Origin of the sequence: Ruegeria arenilitoris (assembly GCF_013032445.1) — a bacterium.
GTDB lineage: Bacteria > Pseudomonadota > Alphaproteobacteria > Rhodobacterales > Rhodobacteraceae > Ruegeria > Ruegeria arenilitoris_F.
Map to the genome: position 1 here is coordinate 110,907 of NZ_WQCA01000006.1, position 20,120 is coordinate 131,026.

Consider the following 20,120-nt stretch of genomic DNA (forward strand, 5'->3'; position numbering starts at 1 on the left):
CTGAATGCGGCCGTTACTTGTTGGTCGCCTTCATGCCCTGCATTTTCGCCTTTGTCCAACGGGTCAGGTAAATTACCGGCCAGCGCAGCACCGACATGCCCATCGCCAGTACGAGCAACCCGATCCATGGACCGTTCTGCAAGGTGACGTAGCCCAAAATCGGAATGCCGACCGCGATCAGAAAATAGGCGCGCGTCCAGTGGTGGTCTTTACTGGGCAGCATAGCCAGCACGTTTGCGGCAATCCCCCACAAGGCAGCAAGGGCGATGGACCAGTTCATTCTTCGACCTCTCTGCCCGTCCAGCGGCGCCAGTAGTATTGGATCGGTTTGCGAAACATCGACGCAAACCCCGCAAAAGCCAGCACCGAGAGGAACCAGCCGTAATCATACCCAAGCCAGACGATCAGCACCGGTGCAGAGATCAGCAGCAAAATGCCCGGAGGAAACTGCAACCGCATCGGCAGCATCGCCACGATTGTCGCAGCCACGACCCATAGGGATGCGAACACTACTGAATACACCTGCTGCCCCTTCCAAGGACGTTGCGACGCCACACTTTAAAGTTGCGTCACCGGAAAGTCTATTACGTCAAACGGCCTGTTTGTGCTGCAACCGCGCGGGTAAGCCATTTGCCCAGGCGCTGATCGTACCCGCGCCCAGACACACAACCATGTCACCGGGGCGGGCCTGCTCGCGGACCAAGCGTTCCAAATCGTTTTCGTCTAATAACGCGCGCGCGTGGCGGTGGCCGTGGCGGATCAGCCCCTGCACCAGATCGTCGCGGGACGCGCCCTCGATCGGGTCTTCTCCGGCGGCGAAGATATCGGCGATGGCCACAACGTCTGCGTCGTTGAAACAGGTGCAAAAATCATCAAACAGGTTGGACAGGCGAGAGTAACGGTGCGGCTGGTGCACAGCGATCACACGGCCCTCGGTCGCCTGACGCGCGGCTTTCAGCACGGCGTTGATTTCGACCGGGTGGTGACCGTAATCGTCGATGATGGTGACTCCGTCAACTTCACCCACCTTGGTGAAGCGGCGATTGACGCCACCGAAATTGGCCAGCGCATCGCGAATTTCCGAGGCTTTCATACCCAGATGGCGCGCAACCGCAGCCGCAGACAGCGCGTTCGAGACGTTGTGGTCCCCTGGCATCGGCAGGGTACAACCCTCGATCACCGTGTCTTCGTATTGCAGATGGATGTCGAAATGGGCAACGCCGCCCTTGTAGGTCAGGTTTACCGCCCGCACATCAGCCTGCGCGTTAAAGCCATAGGTACGCACCCGGCGGTCGGTGATGCGGCCCACCAGCGTTTGAACTTCGGCATGGTCGGTGCAGCATACAGCCAGACCGTAGAATGGCAGGTTCGAGACGAACTCGTAGAACCCGTCGCGCAATCTGTCGAAATCGCCCCAATGCTCCATATGCTCGGGGTCGATATTGGTGACGATGGCAATGGTCGCAGGCAGACGATTGAACGAGCCGTCGGATTCATCGGCCTCAACCACCATCCATTCACCCTGCCCCATCCGCGCGTTCGAGCCATAGGCGTGGATGATACCGCCGTTGATCACGGTCGGGTCGAAGTCACCCGCTACCATCAGCTCGGCCATCATCGTGGTCGTCGTGGTCTTACCATGCGTTCCGGCGATGGCGATGTTGGATTTCAGCCGCATCAACTCAGCCAGCATGTCGGCGCGGCGCACAACCGGCAGGCCTTGCGCACGGGCACCGTCCAGTTCCGGGTTGCCGGGTTTGATCGCAGTGGACACCACGACAACGGCAGCGTTTTCCAGATTTTCAGCGCGCTGGCCGACAAAGATTTCAGCCCCCAAACCGGCCAGACGGTCGGTGATCTTCGAGGCCTTCAGGTCAGATCCCTGCACCCTGTAACCCAAGTTCAGAAGCACCTCGGCAATCCCTGACATCCCGATCCCGCCGATACCAACGAAGTGGATCGGCCCTACGTCTTGCGGCAGTTTGGTTGCGGGATTCATGCAGTCTCCTTCTGCGCCAGATCTTCGACAAGATGCACCAGACGCTCGGTCGCATCCGGCGCGCCGGTCGAGAGGGCGGCATGGGCCATCTTTTGTGCGGCTTCGGGGTTTGTCAGAACTGCGGTGATTTGGTCGGTCAGCGCGGAAACGTCAAGCAGGTTTTCCGGAATCATGATCGCCCCACCCGCCTGCACCAGCCCGCGCGCATTGGCGGTTTGGTGGTCGCCTGCGGCGGCGGCAAACGGGATCAGGATCGAGGGTCGACCTATCACCGAGATATCGGCGACACTGGATGCGCCCGAACGTGAAATGACCAGCTGCGCGTCGGACATGCGGCGCGGAACATCCTGAAAGAACGGTTTGACCTCGGCGCGAATGCCATGATCGGCGTAAAAGGCGGTGACCCGCTCTCCGTCCTCGTCGCGGGCCTGATGGGCGACGCGGATATGATCGCGCAGCGCTTCGGGCAAGGCAGCAATCGCGCCGGGGACCACATCGCTGAGGATGCGCGCGCCCTGTGAGCCGCCCATCACGAGGATCGACATCGGATAGTCGCCGGGCGGGATATAGCCTGCCGCTGCGCGTTCCAGCACGGCGGCGCGAACCGGGTTACCAGTATGCACGCCCCTTGCCCCCTCGGGCAGGTCGGTGGGCCAGATACCGCAGGCCACCTGTGACACGCGGGTCGCAAACAGCTGGTTCACCCGACCCAGAATGCCGTTTTGTTCATGGATCATGCGCGGGATTTTCAGCATCGTCGCCGCGCCCAGCGCCGGGATCGACGGATAGCCGCCAAAGCCCACCACAACGTCCGGCCGGTCTCGCATCATCTGAAATGCCATGCTGGTGACGCCCCCGGCAATCTTGGGTCCAACCAGCGCTTTGGCGGCCAGACCGCCGCGCGCGAAGGTGGCCGAGGATGCCTCGACAATCTCGGTCGAATGCGGAAAGCCGCTGGTATAACGCGCGCCGCGCGCATCGGTGGACAGGCGCACGCGCCAGCCCTTGTGCAGCATCGCTTCGGTCAGGGCTTGCGCCGGGAACATGTGGCCCCCGGTGCCGCCCGCCGCAATCAGTAGATAGGGTTTGGTCATCAACCTCGTCCGCGCAGAATGTCACCAAGCTCGCCCTGTGGGCGTGTGCGGGTAAACGCCAAAAGCATCCCGACCGCAATGCCACCCGCAATCAGCGACGACCCGCCATAGCTGACGAACGGCAACGTCATGCCCTTGGCGGGCAGCAGGCGCACTGCGACGCCCATGTTAATCATCGCCTGCACGCCGAACATGCAAGCCAGACCGGTGCCCGCCAGACGGATGAACATGTCGCGTTCCTTCATCAGCCGCAGCAAAGAACGCACCACGATTATCGAATAAAGCGCGATAATGATCAGCACCAGGATCAGGCCGAACTCCTCGGCCGCAACGGCGATAATGAAATCCGTATGCGCATCGGGCAGAGACCACTTCACCTGCCCCTCCCCCACGCCAACACCGAACAGGCCGCCTTCGCGGATGGCGTTGGTGGCATAACCGATCTGAGTGGTTGGATCGACCTCTTGGTTGAGGAAGCCATCGATCCGGCGGGCGAAGTGTTCCGAGTTTGAATAGGCAAACATACCGCCCAGCACCACTGCACCGGCCATGCCAACCAGCAACAGCATCGGCGCACCGGCCACGAAGTACATAACGCCCCAGCCAAACAGGATCAGGCAGGCCTGACCGAAATCGGGTTGCAGCACCAGCATCCCGACGATGGCCATGCACAGCGCAAAGGACCACAACCGACCCGGAGGGCCATTGATCTCCTGCGACGCGGCCAACAGCCATGCGGCAACGACGACAAAGCCGGGCTTCAGAAACTCGGAGGGTTGCAGCGAAGCAAAGCCCAGCGAATACCACCGCACCGCGCCTTTCCCGAAATCAGTGCCAAAGACCGGCAGAAAAGCCAGCGCCACAAACGCGCCCAAAAAGCCCAGTACCGCGAGACGCCGCACCAGCGTCGGCGACATCATCGAGGTCAGCAGCATCGCAATCAGCGCCAGTCCACCGAACAGCGCCTGGCGCTCGACATAGTGGAACGGATCGAACCCGTTTCGGCCTGCCAGCGGTGGTGATGAGGCCAGCCCCAGCAACAACCCGATGACAAACAGGATCAGCACGCAGGACATCGTCCAGCGATCAATTGTCCGCCACCACTTTGGTAGAATCGGTTCACCGCGCTGGTCCTGGACCGCGCCATACACCATCTCAGTCATGAGATACCGCCACTCTCTGCCTCGTTAACGCCCCGTTTTCGGGGTCTGATTGAGACCCTACAGGGATTTTGGCGTTTGGGCTAGCAGAATGACGGGCCGGTTGCGGAAATTAGCGCCCCGTGGGCAACGGTTTGAATTCAAGGCTCCGTTCCCGGAAATTCGGATCACCTAGGCAACAAGATCATAGTGTTTGATCGTTCTGGATTCGACCAGTTCAGCCTCGGCCGGATCAATGTGTGGGCTTTGATAATCGTCACCGACAAAGGCTTTCAGCGCGTCCAGGCTGTTCCAGATCATCACAAAGCTGAACTCGCGCGGTGTATCGGACCGCGGTGCGCCCGGCAGAACCTGAACGATGCCATCGGTGTTTTGCATCAACGGGATCGCGGTCTCGTGGAAAAACTTCGAAAATTCAGCCTCTTTGCCGGGGCGCACTGTGACTTGGAATATTCGCATGATCATCGGGGAACCCTCCTTTGCGCGGGTCAGATTTCAATTCCTTACGACACGATTTTAACACAAAGCCCGTGCGTCCGTTGAAACGGCTACCACTTGCCATCCCCGCGATTTCACGCCATGCGCTGCGCATGACCTACGACACGATCATCCTTGGTGCCGGTGCAGCCGGTATGATGTGCGCCGCCTATTGCGGTGGGCGCGTATTGGTAATCGACCATGCCAAGGCTCCGGGTGAGAAAATCCGCATCTCGGGCGGTGGGCGCTGCAACTTCACCAACATGTATGCGGGACCTGGCAACTTCCTGTCGCAGAACCCGCATTTCTGCAAATCTGCATTGGCACGGTACACACAATGGGATTTCGTCGATCTGGTTGGGCGTCACGGCATCGCCTGGCACGAAAAAACACTGGGGCAGCTTTTCTGCGACGGGTCCTCGAAACAGATCATCCAAATGCTTCTGGATGAGATGGAACAAGCCGGAGCCGAGCTGTGGGTTCAAACCGAGGTGAAAGACCTGCGCAAGACCGAGGCCGGGTTCGCGCTGAAGGTTGACCGCGAGGGCCTGCGCCTCAGCTTGAGTTGTACCAATCTGGTACTGGCCACGGGTGGTAAGTCGATCCCCAAGATGGGTGCAACCGGGCTGGCTTATGACATTGCAAAACAGTTCGGCTTACGGATGACCGAGACGCGCGCGGCGCTGGTACCCTTCACGTTTTCGGATGGAAAATTCAAGGAACTCTCGGGTGTTTCTCTGCCCGCACGCCTGTCGAACGACCGCACCAGCTTTGACGAAGCGTTGCTGTTCACTCATCGCGGCCTCAGCGGGCCTTCGGTGCTGCAATTGTCGTCCTATTGGCATGAGGGCGAGACGATCCGGGTGAACCTGATCCCCGATCTGCCCCTGTTCGACCTGCTGCGCGATCAGCGGCAAAGCAGTGGTCGCAAAGCGCTGACAACCGAACTGGCCCGCCACCTGCCCGCAAGGCTGGTGGATTACCTGAGCCAACACATTCCGATGCAAGGCAATCTGGCCGACCAGTCCGACACCGCGCTGAGCGACCTGATCGCTGTACTGTCCAATTGGCAGCTAACGCCCTCGGGCACCGAAGGCTATCGCACCGCCGAGGTCACACTGGGCGGGATTGACACGGAGGACCTGTCGTCAAAAACAATGGAGGCCAGGGATGTCCCCGGCCTCTATGTGATTGGTGAAGCGGTGGATGTCACCGGCTGGCTTGGCGGCTACAATTTCCAGTGGGCGTGGTCCTCGGGCCACGCCGCAGGAACTGCAATCGCCGGGCGTTAGCCGACGACGTTGTAACCGCGTCCACGCATGCAGTTACGCACGATGACTTCTTTGTTCTGGTTCTTGTTGATCACGTCTGCACCGGCACCGACCAAGGCACCCGCAACAGCCGCACGACCCAGGTTGTCACTGCTGTCCTGAACAATCCCGGTAACAGCGGCAGCACCTGCTGCGCCAATTGCCGCATTCCCTGCGGTCGATCCATCAACGCTGGACTGTGATGCGGCAAGCTGTTGGCACTGCTGCAGATCGAAGTTGTAGTTCGGACCAACCGGTCCATCGACAACAGGCTGGTAGTTGGCACCGGTATTGGTGCAGGCGCCGGCAACCAGAATGGCAGGCAGGATCAAAGAGAGCTTACGGAATGGCATAGTCATGACCTCATTTTGAATTTGCCCGGAGCCAAACGTAATTGTCTTGGCCCGTCAAGCAAATAGCACCACAGCCTGGCCTAACCGGCGGTCTATTGCAAACGACTAATCCGACAGCCGCTTTAGGACCTGTTCCGCGAAATCATCTCCGCGCTGTTCGAAGTTGTCATACTGATCGAAACTCGCCGCCGCCGGAGCTAACAATACGGTCTCACCCGGCTGGGCATCTGCCATGGCCTGAGCGACAGCCTCTTCCATAGTGGTGCAGACCTGCGCCTCGGCCTCAAGCTGCAAAGCGAATTTCGCGGCTTCGCGCCCGATCACATAGGCCCTAAGCACCTGATCCGCCGCGCCGTTCAGCGCCGCCAAACCACCTTCTTTCTCAAGCCCACCGCAAATCCAGCGAATCTTTTTGAACGCCGTCAGCGCCTTCAGCGCACTATCCACATTGGTTGCCTTGGAATCATTCACATAGGTCACACCATCCGCTTCAGCGATGATCTGGCTACGGTGCGGCAGCCCCGGATAGCTGTGCAGCGCATCCTCAATCACGCGCGGCGCCAACCCCAGCGCACGACAGGCGGCATAGGCCGCACATGCGTTCTGGTGATTGTGCGCCCCTGGCAATCCCTTGATCTGGCGCAGGTCAATCGACCCGGCCTGCCGCCCCTTGCGGTATTCGGACAAAAACCCCTTGCGCGCGAAGACCTGCCAGCCCGGCCCTGTTAGTTTGCGCGCTACTGAAACGCGGATCACCCGGTCATCCGCCGGGCCTTCAGCCAGTTGCCCCGCCAAAAACGCGCCTTCCTTTTCGTCAATCCCGACTACCGCGCGGTCTGGACCACCTTCGGCAAACAGGCGCCGCTTGGCTGCGAAATAGCCGCCCATCCCGCCGTGGCGGTCCAGATGATCCGGCGACAGGTTGGTAAATACCGCCACATCCGGCGTCAGTGACCGGGCCAGTTCGGTCTGATAACTGCTCAATTCCAGCACCACGACCGAGCCATCGCCGCCCGGGTCAATATCCAACACACCACGCCCAATATTCCCCGCCAGTTGCGCCTCGCGCCCAGCCTCAGTCAGGATGTGATGGATCAAGGCAGCAGTGGTCGACTTGCCGTTCGACCCGGTCACCGCGATCACCCGCGGAGGCGTGTCGTAGTTGTTCCATTCCGGGCCTGCAAAGGACCGGAAAAACAGGCCAATGTCATTGTCCACAGGCACCCCGGCTGCAAGCGCTGCAACCACCACCGGATTCGGTTCGGGGTAAAGATGAGGGATACCGGGTGAGACGATCAACGACGCGATATCGTCAAACGCCCCGTGACGGTGCAGATCAAGGCAGACAAACCCCTCGGCTTCGGCCTTTTCACGCGCGGCCGGGTTGTCATCCCAACAGACCGGCTCGGCCTTACCCGCTCGCAACGCACGCGCCGTGGCCAGCCCCGACCGACCAAGCCCCAGAACCGCAACCTTCTGCCCTGAAAACCCTTTGACCGGGATCATACTACCCACCTTCTTCTGACGTCTAATTGACGGCCACACTGCACAGAAGAAAACTCCGATGGCAAGAGCGGCAAAAGGCTCGCGCGTCAGCGCGAGCCGGGCCCAACAGGGGGCAGGTGGACCGCAGGTCCGCCGAACCTGGCGGGAGCGTTACCGGACCTTCAAAGTCGCCAGACCGATCATCGCCAGGATCAGCGAGATGATCCAGAACCGGATCACGATGGTCGGCTCGGCCCAGCCTTTTTTCTCATAATGATGGTGGATCGGCGCCATCAGAAACACCCGCCGACCGGTACGTTTGAAGTAAAGCACCTGAATAATCACACTCAGCGCCTCGACCACGAACAATCCGCCGACCACAGCCAGAACCAACTCGTGCTTAGTAGCCACTGCAATCGCACCCAGCGCACCGCCCAAAGCCAGCGATCCGGTATCGCCCATAAACACGGCAGCAGGCGGGGCATTGTACCAAAGAAAGCCCAGGCCGCCGCCGAACAAAGCTGCGGTAAAGATCAGGATTTCCCCAGTTCCAGGCACGTAGTGCACGTCCAGATATTCGGTAAAGTCAACACGACCGACTGCGTAGGCAATGATCCCTAGGGTCGTAGCTGCAATCATCGCTGGCATGATCGCCAACCCGTCCAACCCGTCCGTCAGGTTCACCGCATTGGCCGCGCCCACGATTACGACGATCGAGAAGGGAATGTAGAATATCCCCAGGTTGACCAGCGTATCCTTGAATACCGGTACGGCCAGTTGATTTTGCAACATTTCAGGATGATGCAGAGACGCCCAAAGCGATGCCAATGCCGCGATAACCACTCCCAGCGCCATCCGTGTCCTGCCAGACACGCCTTTTGTGTTCTGCTTGGAAACCTTGGCATAGTCATCCGCAAAGCCAATGGCCGCATAGGCCAGAGTCACGAACAGCACCATCCAGACATAAGGGTTATCCCAACGAGCCCAGACCAACGTTGATGTCACCAACGCTCCTACGATCAGCAAACCGCCCATGGTCGGCGTTCCGGCCTTGGAAAAATGGCCTTCGGGACCGTCGTCCCGGATCGGCTGCCCTTTGCCTTGTTTGCGACGCAACACATTGATCAGCGGCTTGCCGAAAATGAAGCCAAAAATCAGCGCCGTCAGAAAGGCTCCGCCCGCACGGAAGGTGATGTAGCGGAAGAGGTTGAAAAAATCCCCTCCATCCGACAGGGCGGTTAACCAATACAGCATTACAATACCTTTCCTAGGCGGCAATCATGGTTCAAGCGCGCTCCCTTGCCCCATTTTCCGCAAACCGTCAACAATCTGAGCTAGCGCCATGCTGAGCGAGCCTTTGGCCAGCACCGTATCCCCTGCGCGGATCAATTCCGGCAGGCGTTCGGCCATCTCGGCGCTAGTTTCGAACCAGAGCCCGCGTTTTTCTTCGGGCAACGCGTCATACAAGGCTTTCATCAGCGGGCCGATGCAATGGACCTGATCCACACGCACCATAGCCGCGACATCCGCCATTCCGGCATGCATGGGAATTTCCTGCCCACCCAACTCCTTCATATCACCCAGAAAAGCGACCTGGCGCGTACCTTGTGATGCGGCCAGCACATCCAAAGCGGCCTCCATCGAGGTCGGGTTGGCATTGTAGCTGTCGTCCAGCAACTCGATCTGTCCGCCCGCCGCCAATGACAGCGTTTCGCGCACGCCCCGCCCCTTGACCGGAGACCATTGGCGCAACCCGATGACAGCCTCATCCAGATCGACGCCCATCTCGACACAGGCCGCCAGAGCCCCCAACGCATTCATGGCAAAATGTATCCCAGCGGATTGCACGTCGTAAGCAATGACCGCATCGCCAACAGTCGCCCCGGCATGAACCGAGTCGGCGCCTTGCGTCACATCGGTCAGATTATAGTCCACAGCTTTGCGACCAAAATCCACGATCCCGGCCCCATGGTCCTGCGCGGTCTGGCGCAGAATGTCCGCGTGATCGATATCGGCATTCACAATCGCCGCGCCCCCGGTTTCAAGCCCTTCGAATATAGCGGCCTTTTCATGGGCGATGCCCGCAACCGACTCGAACGCCTCAAGATGCACAGCCGCCACGGTCGTCACTAGCGCCACATGCGGACGGGCCTGCCGCGCCAGCGGGGCAATCTCTCCGGGGTGGTTCATACCAATCTCGATCACCGCGAATTCGGTGTCACGCGGCATCCTCGCCAACGTCAGGGGCACGCCCCAATGGTTGTTGTAGCTGGCCACGCTGGCATGGGTTTTTCCCTGCGTTTCCAGAATGCAGGCCAGCATTTCTTTGGTCGAGGTCTTGCCGACACTGCCAGTCACACCGATCACCCGCGCATCCGTTCGGGCGCGGCCCGCCTGCCCCAGCGCCTCAAGCCCTGTCTGCACGTCATCGACGATCAGCAAAGGCGCGTCTTCGGACACACCTTCAGGCACGCGTGAAACCAACGCGGCACCCGCGCCTTTCTCCAGCGCCTGCGCCACGAAATCATGCCCGTCCCGCGCGGCCTTTAGCGCCACAAACAGGTCTCCGGGCTGGAGGGTTCTTGTGTCAATCGACACGCCGTTCACCGCCCAATCAGAGGTGGCGCGCCCACCGGTAGCTTCGGCAGCCTCAGCCGCAGTCCAGAGCGTCATGCCACCCTCCCGTCCAGCGCCGCGACGCTGATGCTGGCCTGTTCCACATCGTCGAAGGGCAGAACCTGATCGCCGACAATTTGGCCGGTCTCATGACCCTTGCCCGCTATCAACAATGCGTCGCCCGGTTGCAGAGCATCAATTCCACGCAAGATGGCCTCGGCCCGGTCGCCCACTTCGGTGGCTTCTGGCGCGCCCAAAAGGACGGCGGCGCGGATAGTGGCCGGGTCTTCGCTACGCGGGTTGTCGTCAGTGACAAATACTACGTCTGCATTCTCAGCAGCGGCCTGCCCCATCAACGGGCGCTTGGTGGCATCGCGATCGCCACCAGCGCCAACGATAGCAATCAAACGGCCCATGACATGCGGGCGCATCGCCCTGAGCGCGGTTGCCACTGCATCCGGGGTATGGGCGTAATCGACAAACACCGCAGCCCCGTTTTCGCGCGTGGCAGCCAATTGCATACGCCCCCTCACGGTTGTCAGATGCGGCAGGGTTTCGAACACGTGTTCGGGATCCTCACCGGCGGCAATCACCAGACCGCAGGCCAGCAGGATGTTCTCGGCCTGAAACCCTCCGATCAGGTTGAGACGCGTCTGGAACACATTGCCCTGCCAAGAAAAACGCAAGTCCTGCCCGGTCGAGTCGAAACGTTGGTTCATCAGACATAGGTCAACATCACCTGACCCGACGGTCAGAACCGACTGACCGCGCGCCTCGGCGATCTTGCGCACCTCGGCCCCTTTTGGGTCATCCATGTTTATGACCACGGTGCCGTCTTGCGGCAGAACACGGTCGAACAGTCCGGCCTTGGCGGCGAAATATGCCTCGAAGGTTTCGTGATAGTCCAGATGGTCCTGCGTGAAGTTGGAAAAACCTGCGGCTGCCAAATGAACTCCATCCAAACGGCGCTGTTCCAACCCGTGCGAGGAGGCCTCCATCGCGGCATGGGTCACGCCGTTGTCGGCCGCTTCGGCCAAGCAACGATGCAGGGTGATCGGCTCGGGCGTGGTATGCGCCAGCGGTGCGGTCCAGGCGCCTTCGACACCTGTGGTTCCGAGGTTGACCGCAGCGTGACCAAGCTCCATCCAAATCTGGCGCACAAAGGTCGAGACCGAGGTTTTTCCGTTCGTCCCGGTGACGGCCACTACCGTCTGCGGTTGGGCGCCGAACCACAGCGCCGCGCATCCGGCCAGTGCCTGACGTGGGTCTTCGACTACGATCTGCGCGGCATCCGATGCGGCCAGTTCCTCGGCAGCGATGTCAGCGCCTTCGGCATCGGTCAAAATCGCCGCAGCGCCCATACGCAGGGCGAACTGGATAAACTCACCGCCATGAACGCGAGTGCCGGGAAGGGCTGCGAACAGGTAACCGTCCTTGACCTCACGACTGTCAACGGCCAGCCCGGTGATCTCGGGATTTGCGCCGCCCCTTGCGGTCAGGGCCAGTTGGCTGAGTGTTTTCGTCCTTATGCCCATGACCCACCTTTTGTTGGACAGCCTAATTTGAGGTCAGGGTTATAGCAGCGCGTGCCTCAGGCTCAAGCCGGGGACGCAAGCCCAGCAATGGGGCGATGCGGCCGATCAGTTCTGCAGCCACAGGAACCGCCGTCCAGCCCGCCGTGCGGCGCTTTTCGCCATAGGCAACGATGGACGGTTCATCCAGCGTGACGATCAGCACATATTTGGGATCATAAGCCGGGAAGATCGTGGCAAAAGTCGCAATCACCTTGTCGTCGTAATAGCCACCGCGCGGCTTGGGTTTATCCGCCGTACCTGTCTTGCCTGCCACGTCGTAACCAGTCACATCGCCAAAGCTGGCTGTGCCATCCGTCACCACCTTGCGTAACATTTTCTGCGCCTGTGTGGCTGCGCTGTCCGACAAGACGCGCGGACCGTACTGGGGGCCGTTCTTTCGCAGGATGGTCGGGCTGACATAGTGCCCGCCATTGGCAATGGCTGCATAACCGGCAGCCAAATGCATCGGGCTGGTCGACAGTCCGTGGCCATAGGAAATCGTCACAGTGCTCAGCTCGCCCCATTTCTTGGGCTTGAGCGGTTCGCCGCCTCTTGCCTCAACAATCTCGAACGGGGTCGGATCGAACATGCCCAGCGATTTTAGAAAGTTCTGCTGCCGCTTCGCACCGATCTGCAGCGCCAGCCGTCCGGTGCCCCTGTTCGAGCTGTGAACAATCACGTCTGCAACGCTGATCTTGCCGTAGTTCTTGCCGTTAAACTCGCCTATGGGAAAGCGACCGATTTTCATCGGGCCCGAAGTGTCGATGATGGTTTCAGAGTTCACCAACCCTAGCTGCACAGCCTGCGCAGCAGTGAAGATTTTGAATACTGAACCAAGCTCATAGACACCCTGCACATAGCGGTTGAACAAGGGGCTATCCGACGGATCAAACCCCGAAGTTGGCGGACGCGGCCGGTCATTCGGATCAAAAGACGGCAGCGAAGCGGCCGAGACCACCTCACCCGTGTGCGCGTTCATCAGAACCGCCGAAGCCCCCTTGGCGTTCATAATCTTCATGCCGCCGTAGAGCACCTGCTCGACCGCTGCCTGGACGGTCAGGTCCAGCGACAGTTGCAGCGGTTTGTTGCCGTTGGCCGGGTCACGCAGGTAGTCGTCGAACTGCTTTTCAACACCGGCCACGCCGATGACCTCGGCAGCGCTGACGCCCTCGCGACCAAAGCCGGAGCCGCCCAGAATATGCGCGGCCAGACGGCCATTCGGGTACAGCCGCATCTCACGCGGGCCGAACAGAATGCCGGGATCACCGATATCATGCACCGCCTGCTTCTGTTCGGGCGAGATACGTTTCTTGATCCACAGGAACTTGCGGTTGCCGGTGAAGTCCTTGACCAGTCGTTCTTTTTCCAGATCGGGGAAGATTGCCACCAACTGATCGGCGGCGGCAACGGGATCAATCATCAGAGGCGGCTGAGCATAAACCGAATAGGTATCCAGATTGGTCGCCAGAATGCGCCCTTCCCGGTCGACGATATTGGCCCGCTGCATGGCAATCGCGGCTCCGGGGGCGCTGGCCAGCGGTTCTTGCGCCTCGGACGTGGCCAGCATACCCATCCGGACGCCCACGACTGAGAAAGCGCAGAAGAAGAACAGGCCCAAAACCAAAAGACGCCCTTCGGCGCGGGCGCGGGCCCGGTCTTTCATATCTTCGTGGCGCTGTCGGATATTCTCGCGCTCAATCGCCTTGGGGTTCTCGCCCCGAGCGCGGGCGTCGAGAATTAGGGCCAGGGGGCGCAGGGGCGTGCGGGTCATGGAATCTGCACCTCGCCCAGCGCCTGAGTACTGGTGATGGCCTGCAGCTCAATCGGGTCGACTATGGGAAGATCCGGGTCCTCGGCGTAAGAAATCTGGTCAGCGCGGCCGAACTGCTCGGCGCGCAGCGGCAACAGGCCCAGACGTTCGAAATTCAGGTCGGCCAGTTCACGCAGCCGATCAGGGCGGTTCAAATAAGCCCATTCCGCGTTCAAAACGGCCAGCCGCACCTGCGCCATGCCGATCTCGCGCTGCAACTTCTGAGTTTCTTTCACAACCTGCTGGGTGCGGTAGTTCTCCTGATACGCCCAAAGTGCTAGTCCGAACACACACAGAGCGGTCAACACATACAAAACACTCTTCATTTCGCCCTTCCCCCAAGTTGCGGCATCCCAATGGCGCGGGCATCAATTTCCCCCGCCGGAGCCTCGGTCCGCACCGCCACGCGCAGCTTGGCCGAACGCGCGCGCGGGTTTTCCTGCAATTCTTGTTCGTCCGGACCCACGGCCTTGCGGGTCTTGAGCGTGAATTGCGGCAGCTCTTGTTCCACCTCGGGCGCATAGCGATTGGCGCGCCCGGTCTTGCCAGCACGCGACTGAAAGAACCGTTTGACCATGCGGTCTTCGATGGAATGAAAGGTCACGACGGCCAGTTGCCCGCCCGGCTTCAGCGCCCGCTCGGCTGCCATAAGCCCCTGAAACAGCTCTTCATATTCCGCGTTCACTGCGATCCGCAGCCCCTGAAAGCTGCGAGTCGCGGGGTGCGATTGGCCCGGCTTGGGGCGCGGCAAGCAGGATTCGATGATCCCGACCAGACGCAAGGTCGTAATGATAGGCTCTTCTGCCCGCGCCTTGACGATGGCCTTGGCGATGCGGCGGCTGGCGCGTTCCTCACCGTAATGAAACAGGATATCGGCCAACTGCATTTCGGTCGCTGTATTGACCAGATCAGCGGCGCTTTCACCCTCTTGGCTCATGCGCATGTCTAAAGGGCCATCCTTCATGAAGGAAAAGCCTCGCTTGGCCTGATCCAACTGCATCGAGGAAACGCCGAGGTCCAGCACCACTCCGTCCAGACCCTGCGCATATTCATCCAAACGCGAGAACACTCCGGGCTGCATCACCAGCCGGTCGCCATACTCACCCACCCAGTCGGCGGCCATATCAAAGGCCAGCGGATCGCGGTCCACGCCGATGACCTTGTCGGCCCCGACATCCAACAGCCCGCGCGTATAACCGCCCGCGCCAAAGGTGCCATCAAGCCACACACCAGAGACCGGTGCCACGGCGGCCAGCAACGGGCGCAACAGAACAGGGATATGAGGTTTGTCGGAAGGGGTCTCAGCGCCGGCCATGCCGCTACGCCTCCCCGACGCCGTCTAGATACACCAGAGGATCAAAGTCCTCGGGCTGTTCGTCCAGCCAATCCTCTGCCGCGGCGAGTTCTTCAGATTCGTATGTCTCAGGCTTCCAGATCTGGAACGTGTCACCAGCAGCGATAAAGAACGCCTCACCCTCAAGCCCGATCTTGTTGCGCAGCTTGGCGGGCAACACCAGACGCCCCGTCTCGTCCACGGTGGTCGGGAAGGACTGACCATGGAACATGCGCTGCAGCATCTTCCGCTGCATCGAGCCGCGCGGCAGCGCGTCAATCTTGCCGTCGACCTCTTCGATCGCCTGCATGGTATAGCATTCCAAGAATTTGCGACGGTGGTCGCCGTAGACAATTACCAGTTCAGGCGTGTCACCGGGCTGCCAGTTGGGATCAGAGGCTTCAAGCACACGGCGAAACGAGGCCGGGATCGACACCCTGCCCTTCGTATCCACCTTGTGGTGGCTTTCACCTCTAAACCTGCGCGCCAAGACGACTGTCCCTTTCGCTTGCGCCCCACCTAAAATTCACGTTCCCCCCGGATGAAAAACGGCGGGTTGATCTGCTGCCACTGATCAACCCGCCGCATTGGCCCGCTTTGCGGGATGTCCAGCTGCGCGCGCCACCTGGGGGGATGTCTGCTCGCCCGCGCGCCGGATCTCTAGAGTGATGAAAGCGAGATGCCTGTATGAAACCTGTTTTTATTGGTTCGGGGTCGTTTGGCGCCCCATGTACCTCGTCCTCATCGGATGTATAAGGGATGCCATGGGAATTCATGGAAATCAACAGGAATTTTTAACAACAGATTGGTGAGTCAGTAGAATACTCAAACTGAAAACAAATGAAAACAATCAAAAAGCGCTACAAATACCGTATTTGATTAAACACAACACTACATATGGTAAAAATACTTATCGCCCACCTTGTCCCATGTTTTCCCAGAAATTTTGGAGTAAGCTGCAATTTCTTACCCCGTGACGTCGATTCTTCCTGAATCAATAAACGAATCGCTCGGCCGCACGCACATCGAAGCCTCGATTCCAGACCTGCCCACTCCGCGCCCATGAATTCCCATACAGCGCTGTGATGCCCGTCGATAAGGAACTCCACCCACTAGCGACTTCAGAACGCATAAATTTTACAAAAGATGCACAAAGAAGAAGCGATACCGCGCAAGCCTTGCCACCCAGGCACAGGCAGAAGCATTCAACACTATAGTAAAATCCTTATTTTAAAGGCTTTTAACCTATCAGACATCCAACTTATTGATATCTATGCAATTGCCGCATAGCAGCATTGACGACATGGGCTATTGTGCATCTGCAGCATTAGCCTATTTTCAATCTCAAGCAACCGCCGGGTTACACCGGCAACAACAAGAAAAATCGAGTAACGCAGATGGCTGCAGCAACACAACAGACCGCGCTGAAGGGCGCTCCGGCGACCGGCCTGGCCTCTTTGATTGAGGCTGTAAAGACCCGTTTTGTTCGCCATCGCGTCTACCGCCAGACAGTGAACGAACTGTCCGGGCTGACAAATCGCGAACTGGCCGATCTGGGCCTGCACCGCTCGATGATCCGCCGTCTGGCGATGCAAGCGGCCGAAGAACACGTCGCGCACTAAGCGCGCAATGACATAACCGAGATCAGGTCCTTCCTCCTCCCTTTAGGACCTGTATATCAGCGGCGACATCTCTCCTCCTCCCTGATGTCGCCGCACCCTATACCGGCCCTGAACGCCGGAAACTGACACACCGGGTATTTCTCCTCCCTTTCCCGGTGTTGAAAGTGCGCGGCGACGTCTCTCCTCCTCCCTGACGTCGCCGCGTCTTCCTCATACCGGGATCAAACCCGGGTTCGGATACATCGGGGCTCTCCTCCTCCCTGCCTTGATGTTAAAAAGAACGGCGGCTCCCTCTCCTCCTCCCTGGGAACCGCCGTTTTTTTCTTTTTTTGGGGCTGTATGTAGAATGGAGCCCCAAACGAGTTGTGAGGAGTTCCCAATGGCCGCTTATTTCATTGCGCAGATTTCGATCCACGACCCGGAGGGCTATCAGGCGTACCTTGAGGGCTTCATGCCGATCTTTGACCGCCACGGCGGTCGTCTACTGACAGTTTCATCCAAACCCATCGACGTGATCGAAGGCAATTGGGCCGAGAACGGAATAGTCCTGATGGAGTTTCCATCCCTTGAGGCCGCAAAGGCATGGAAGGACGACCCGGACTATATCGAACTGGCCAAAATCCGACATCGCACAGCAACAACGAACATGGTTCTGGTTGAAGGGCTTTAGAACGGCACGTCGTCCTTGGCCGACAAAAATCGCGAGACCACCTTTTTCGTGCCCGCCTTGTCAAAATCCACCTCGACCTTGTCGCCTTCGATACCAATCACGGCGCCATAACCAAATTTCTGGTGGAACACGCGTTCGCCCAGGGTGAAGCTGGCTACTGCGGTAGCGTCGATCACCGTATTGCGGCTTTCGCGCGGCTGCGACGTGCCGTATTGCCCCTGCCGCGCCTGCATCCGTTTCCAGCCGGGTGAGTTGTAGACGTTCGCCTCGGCCGCTCGGGTTTCGATGCTAGCCGTTGGTTGCCCGCCGCCATAAAGGCCCGGAGGCGTCAACACCTCGACATGGTCCTCGGGCAATTCGTCGATGAATCGCGACGGCATCGCGTTCTGCCATTGCCCGAATACCCGCCGGTTGGCGGCAAAGGAGATCGTGCAGACCTCTTCGGCGCGGGTGATACCGACATAGGCCAGCCGCCGCTCTTCCTCGAGGCCCTTGAGACCGGATTCGTCCATCGACCGCTGCGACGGGAACAATCCGTCTTCCCAACCCGGCAGGAACACAGCGGGAAACTCCAACCCCTTGGCCGCGTGCAGGGTCATGATCGAGACCTTGGCCCCATCGCCCTCCTGATCATTATCCATGACGAGGCTGACATGCTCTAAGAATCCTTGAAGGTTCTCGAAGTTGTCGAGTTGGTTGACCAGTTCCTTGAGGTTTTCCAACCGGCCCGGCGCCTCGGGCGTCTTTTCGTTCTGCCAGTGGGCGGTATAGCCGGATTCGTCCAGAATGATCTGCGCCAACTCAATATGCGAGACCTCGGGCTCTCCGAACCGCATCGGCGCGCCATCATCAATCACCGAGTCGTCTTCTACCTCGATCCGCGGACCGCGCGTCATCGCATTCCAACGTGCCAGCCCGTCGATCAACTCGCGCAGCGCTTTGCCGCCTTTGCCTTTGATCAGGCCATTGTCGACCGCAATCCGCGCCCCATCGATGAGCGAAACGCTGTTTTCCCGCGCCATTATCTGAATCGTTTGTTGGGCCTTGTCGCCCAAACCGCGTTTCGGCGTGTTCACGATCCGCTCGAACGCCAGATCGTCGCCGGGGCTAACCACCAGCCGGAAATAGGCCATGGCATCGCGGATCTCCATCCGCTCATAGAATCGCGGGCCGCCGATCACCTTGTAAGGCAGACCAATGGTCAGAAACCGATCCTCAAACGCCCGCATCTGGTGCGAGGCGCGCACGAGGATCGCCATCTCATCAAGGTTCATCGGCCGCACACCGCGCGTACCGCCCTGCATCGCGTCGATTTCCTCACCGATCCAGCGAGCCTCTTCCTCGCCATCCCAATGGCCGATCAGACGAACCTTTTCGCCATCTTCGGCAGCGGTCCAAAGCTCTTTGCCCAGACGGCTTTCATTGCCACGGATGACGTTCGACGCGGCGGCCAGAATATGCGGGGTCGAACGATAGTTCTGCTCCAGCCGCACCACATATGCACCTGGAAAGTCCTTTTCGAACCGCAGGATGTTGCCCACTTCGGCCCCGCGCCAGCCATAGATCGACTGGTCGTCGTCGCCGACGCAGCAAATATTCTTATGTGCCCCGGCCAGCAGACGCAGCCAGAGGTATTGGGCGACGTTGGTATCCTGATACTCGTCCACAAGAATGTAGCGGAACCAGCGCTGGTATTGCTCCAACACATCCGGGTGGGTTTGGAAAATCGTGACCATGTGCAGCAGCAGGTCGCCAAAATCCACCGCGTTCAACTCGCACAGACGGGTCTGGTATTGGGCGTAGAGTTCAATACCTTTGTTGTTATAGGCTCCGGCATCCGCGGCAGGCACCTTGTCTGGTGTCAGGGCTCGGTTTTTCCAGTCGTCGATGATTCCTGCCAGCATCCGCGCGGGCCAGCGTTTGTCGTCGATATTGGCAGCCTGAATCAGCTGTTTGAGCAAGCGCAGCTGATCATCCGTGTCCAGAATTGTGAAGTTTGATTTCAAATCGACCAGTTCCGCATGGCGGCGCAGCAGCTTGACGCAGATCGAATGGAACGTGCCCAGCCAAGGCATCCCTTCAGCGGGTTGCCCTAACAGGCGACCCACACGCTCTTTCATCTCTCGTGCAGCTTTGTTGGTGAAGGTGACCGACAGAATCTCGTTCGGGCGCGCACGCCCGGTGCTCAGCAGATGGGCGATGCGCGCGGTTAGGGCCTTGGTCTTACCCGTCCCTGCCCCGGCCAGCATCAGAACCGGACCGTCCAGCCGCTCCACCGCCTCGCGTTGGGCCGGGTTCAATTCATCCAGATAGGGCGCGGGGCGCGCAGCCATAGCCCGCGCGGACAGTGATGCGCCTTCAAAGGCGTCCATTTCGTCGAAACTGCTCATGTACTCAAACTACGCTGTCTATGCGTCGAGGGAAAGGGTTTGTTCACCCCTTGTTCGCGTAGATTTTAACTCTTTTTCCACCTGCTCCACCTGCTACGCAGCAACGCGCCGTGCTAAATTTTTGGATAAGTTTGCGTTCGTATCAGCCGAAGCCACCATGCCAGCGCAACACTGGCGCGAAGCTCAGGCAGCCCTGAAAACCAGCCTCACTCGCCTCAGCCGCTTGG

Annotated in this window: 19 protein-coding genes; 3 read left to right on the forward strand and 16 right to left on the reverse strand. The window is 59.5% G+C overall.

Going from position 1 to position 20,120, the window contains the following annotated elements:
- Positions 1-13: 13 nt before the first annotated feature.
- The 6 genes from GOW98_RS10055 to GOW98_RS10080 form a co-directional block, all read right to left on the reverse strand.
- The gene (locus GOW98_RS10055) at positions 14-280 is read right to left on the reverse strand and encodes a DUF2484 family protein (protein ID WP_170331566.1); all 267 of its coding nucleotides are present in this window, start codon (positions 278-280) and stop codon (positions 14-16) included.
- Positions 277-522, reverse strand: coding sequence for a DUF2484 family protein (locus GOW98_RS10060; protein ID WP_170331568.1), 246 nt, complete (start codon positions 520-522; stop codon positions 277-279). The genes GOW98_RS10055 and GOW98_RS10060 overlap by 4 nt, the downstream gene beginning before the upstream one ends.
- Before the next feature lie 67 nt (positions 523-589).
- A complete protein-coding gene (gene murC / locus GOW98_RS10065) occupies positions 590-1,999 on the reverse strand; it encodes a UDP-N-acetylmuramate--L-alanine ligase (RefSeq protein WP_170331570.1) in 1,410 nt (469 codons plus the stop codon).
- A complete protein-coding gene (locus tag GOW98_RS10070; protein ID WP_170331572.1) occupies positions 1,996-3,093 on the reverse strand; it encodes a UDP-N-acetylglucosamine--N-acetylmuramyl-(pentapeptide) pyrophosphoryl-undecaprenol N-acetylglucosamine transferase in 1,098 nt (365 codons plus the stop codon). Before GOW98_RS10070 ends, murC begins: the two co-directional genes overlap by 4 nt.
- The gene (gene ftsW, locus GOW98_RS10075) at positions 3,093-4,256 is read right to left on the reverse strand and encodes a putative lipid II flippase FtsW (RefSeq protein ID WP_170325742.1); all 1,164 of its coding nucleotides are present in this window, start codon (positions 4,254-4,256) and stop codon (positions 3,093-3,095) included. The genes GOW98_RS10070 and ftsW overlap by 1 nt, the downstream gene beginning before the upstream one ends.
- Before the next feature lie 168 nt (positions 4,257-4,424).
- Positions 4,425-4,718: an antibiotic biosynthesis monooxygenase family protein gene (locus GOW98_RS10080; RefSeq protein ID WP_170331574.1), complete on the reverse strand. Its 294-nt coding sequence runs from the start codon at positions 4,716-4,718 to the stop codon at positions 4,425-4,427.
- Between the two features lie 125 nt (positions 4,719-4,843).
- Between GOW98_RS10080 and GOW98_RS10085 the strand changes: the two genes are divergently transcribed.
- On the forward strand, positions 4,844-6,022 hold the full coding sequence (locus GOW98_RS10085; RefSeq protein WP_170331968.1) for an NAD(P)/FAD-dependent oxidoreductase: 1,179 nt from the start codon (positions 4,844-4,846) through the stop codon (positions 6,020-6,022).
- Here the strand turns inward: GOW98_RS10085 and GOW98_RS10090 are convergent.
- From GOW98_RS10090 to mraZ, 9 genes are all read right to left on the reverse strand, one after another.
- Positions 6,019-6,399 (reverse strand): glycine zipper family protein, encoded by a 381-nt coding sequence (locus tag GOW98_RS10090; protein ID WP_170331576.1) that lies wholly within the window; start codon positions 6,397-6,399, stop codon positions 6,019-6,021. The two genes, GOW98_RS10085 and GOW98_RS10090, sit on opposite strands and share 4 nt — an antisense overlap.
- Before the next feature lie 99 nt (positions 6,400-6,498).
- The gene (gene murD / locus GOW98_RS10095) at positions 6,499-7,899 is read right to left on the reverse strand and encodes a UDP-N-acetylmuramoyl-L-alanine--D-glutamate ligase (protein ID WP_170331579.1); all 1,401 of its coding nucleotides are present in this window, start codon (positions 7,897-7,899) and stop codon (positions 6,499-6,501) included.
- A 150-nt stretch (positions 7,900-8,049) separates the two neighbouring features.
- Complete coding sequence (mraY, locus tag GOW98_RS10100; protein ID WP_170331581.1) at positions 8,050-9,132, reverse strand: phospho-N-acetylmuramoyl-pentapeptide-transferase; 1,083 nt, start codon at positions 9,130-9,132, stop codon at positions 8,050-8,052.
- Between the two features lie 24 nt (positions 9,133-9,156).
- Entirely contained in the window at positions 9,157-10,551 is a 1,395-nt protein-coding gene (locus GOW98_RS10105) for a UDP-N-acetylmuramoyl-tripeptide--D-alanyl-D-alanine ligase (protein ID WP_170331583.1), read from the reverse strand.
- Positions 10,548-12,029, reverse strand: a complete 1,482-nt coding sequence (locus GOW98_RS10110; RefSeq protein WP_170331585.1) for a UDP-N-acetylmuramoyl-L-alanyl-D-glutamate--2,6-diaminopimelate ligase — start codon at positions 12,027-12,029, stop codon at positions 10,548-10,550. Before GOW98_RS10110 ends, GOW98_RS10105 begins: the two co-directional genes overlap by 4 nt.
- A 22-nt stretch (positions 12,030-12,051) precedes the next feature.
- Entirely contained in the window at positions 12,052-13,839 is a 1,788-nt protein-coding gene (locus GOW98_RS10115; protein ID WP_170331587.1) for a peptidoglycan D,D-transpeptidase FtsI family protein, read from the reverse strand.
- On the reverse strand, positions 13,836-14,204 hold the full coding sequence (gene ftsL / locus GOW98_RS10120; RefSeq protein WP_170331589.1) for a cell division protein FtsL: 369 nt from the start codon (positions 14,202-14,204) through the stop codon (positions 13,836-13,838). The genes GOW98_RS10115 and ftsL overlap by 4 nt, the downstream gene beginning before the upstream one ends.
- Complete coding sequence (gene rsmH / locus GOW98_RS10125) at positions 14,201-15,193, reverse strand: 16S rRNA (cytosine(1402)-N(4))-methyltransferase RsmH (RefSeq protein ID WP_170331590.1); 993 nt, start codon at positions 15,191-15,193, stop codon at positions 14,201-14,203. The genes ftsL and rsmH overlap by 4 nt, the downstream gene beginning before the upstream one ends.
- A gap of 4 nt (positions 15,194-15,197) precedes the next feature.
- The gene (gene mraZ, locus GOW98_RS10130; RefSeq protein WP_170331592.1) at positions 15,198-15,701 is read right to left on the reverse strand and encodes a division/cell wall cluster transcriptional repressor MraZ; all 504 of its coding nucleotides are present in this window, start codon (positions 15,699-15,701) and stop codon (positions 15,198-15,200) included.
- A 907-nt stretch (positions 15,702-16,608) separates the two neighbouring features.
- Here mraZ and GOW98_RS10135 point away from each other — a divergent pair.
- Positions 16,609-16,833, forward strand: coding sequence for a DUF1127 domain-containing protein (locus GOW98_RS10135; RefSeq protein ID WP_170331594.1), 225 nt, complete (start codon positions 16,609-16,611; stop codon positions 16,831-16,833).
- A 379-nt stretch (positions 16,834-17,212) separates the two neighbouring features.
- Positions 17,213-17,503 (forward strand): DUF1330 domain-containing protein, encoded by a 291-nt coding sequence (locus GOW98_RS10140; protein ID WP_170331595.1) that lies wholly within the window; start codon positions 17,213-17,215, stop codon positions 17,501-17,503.
- On the opposite strand, the gene GOW98_RS10145 is transcribed toward GOW98_RS10140, so the two are convergent.
- Complete coding sequence (locus GOW98_RS10145) at positions 17,500-19,893, reverse strand: ATP-dependent helicase (protein ID WP_170331596.1); 2,394 nt, start codon at positions 19,891-19,893, stop codon at positions 17,500-17,502. The genes GOW98_RS10140 and GOW98_RS10145 overlap by 4 nt on opposite strands.
- Positions 19,894-20,120: the final 227 nt, after the last annotated feature.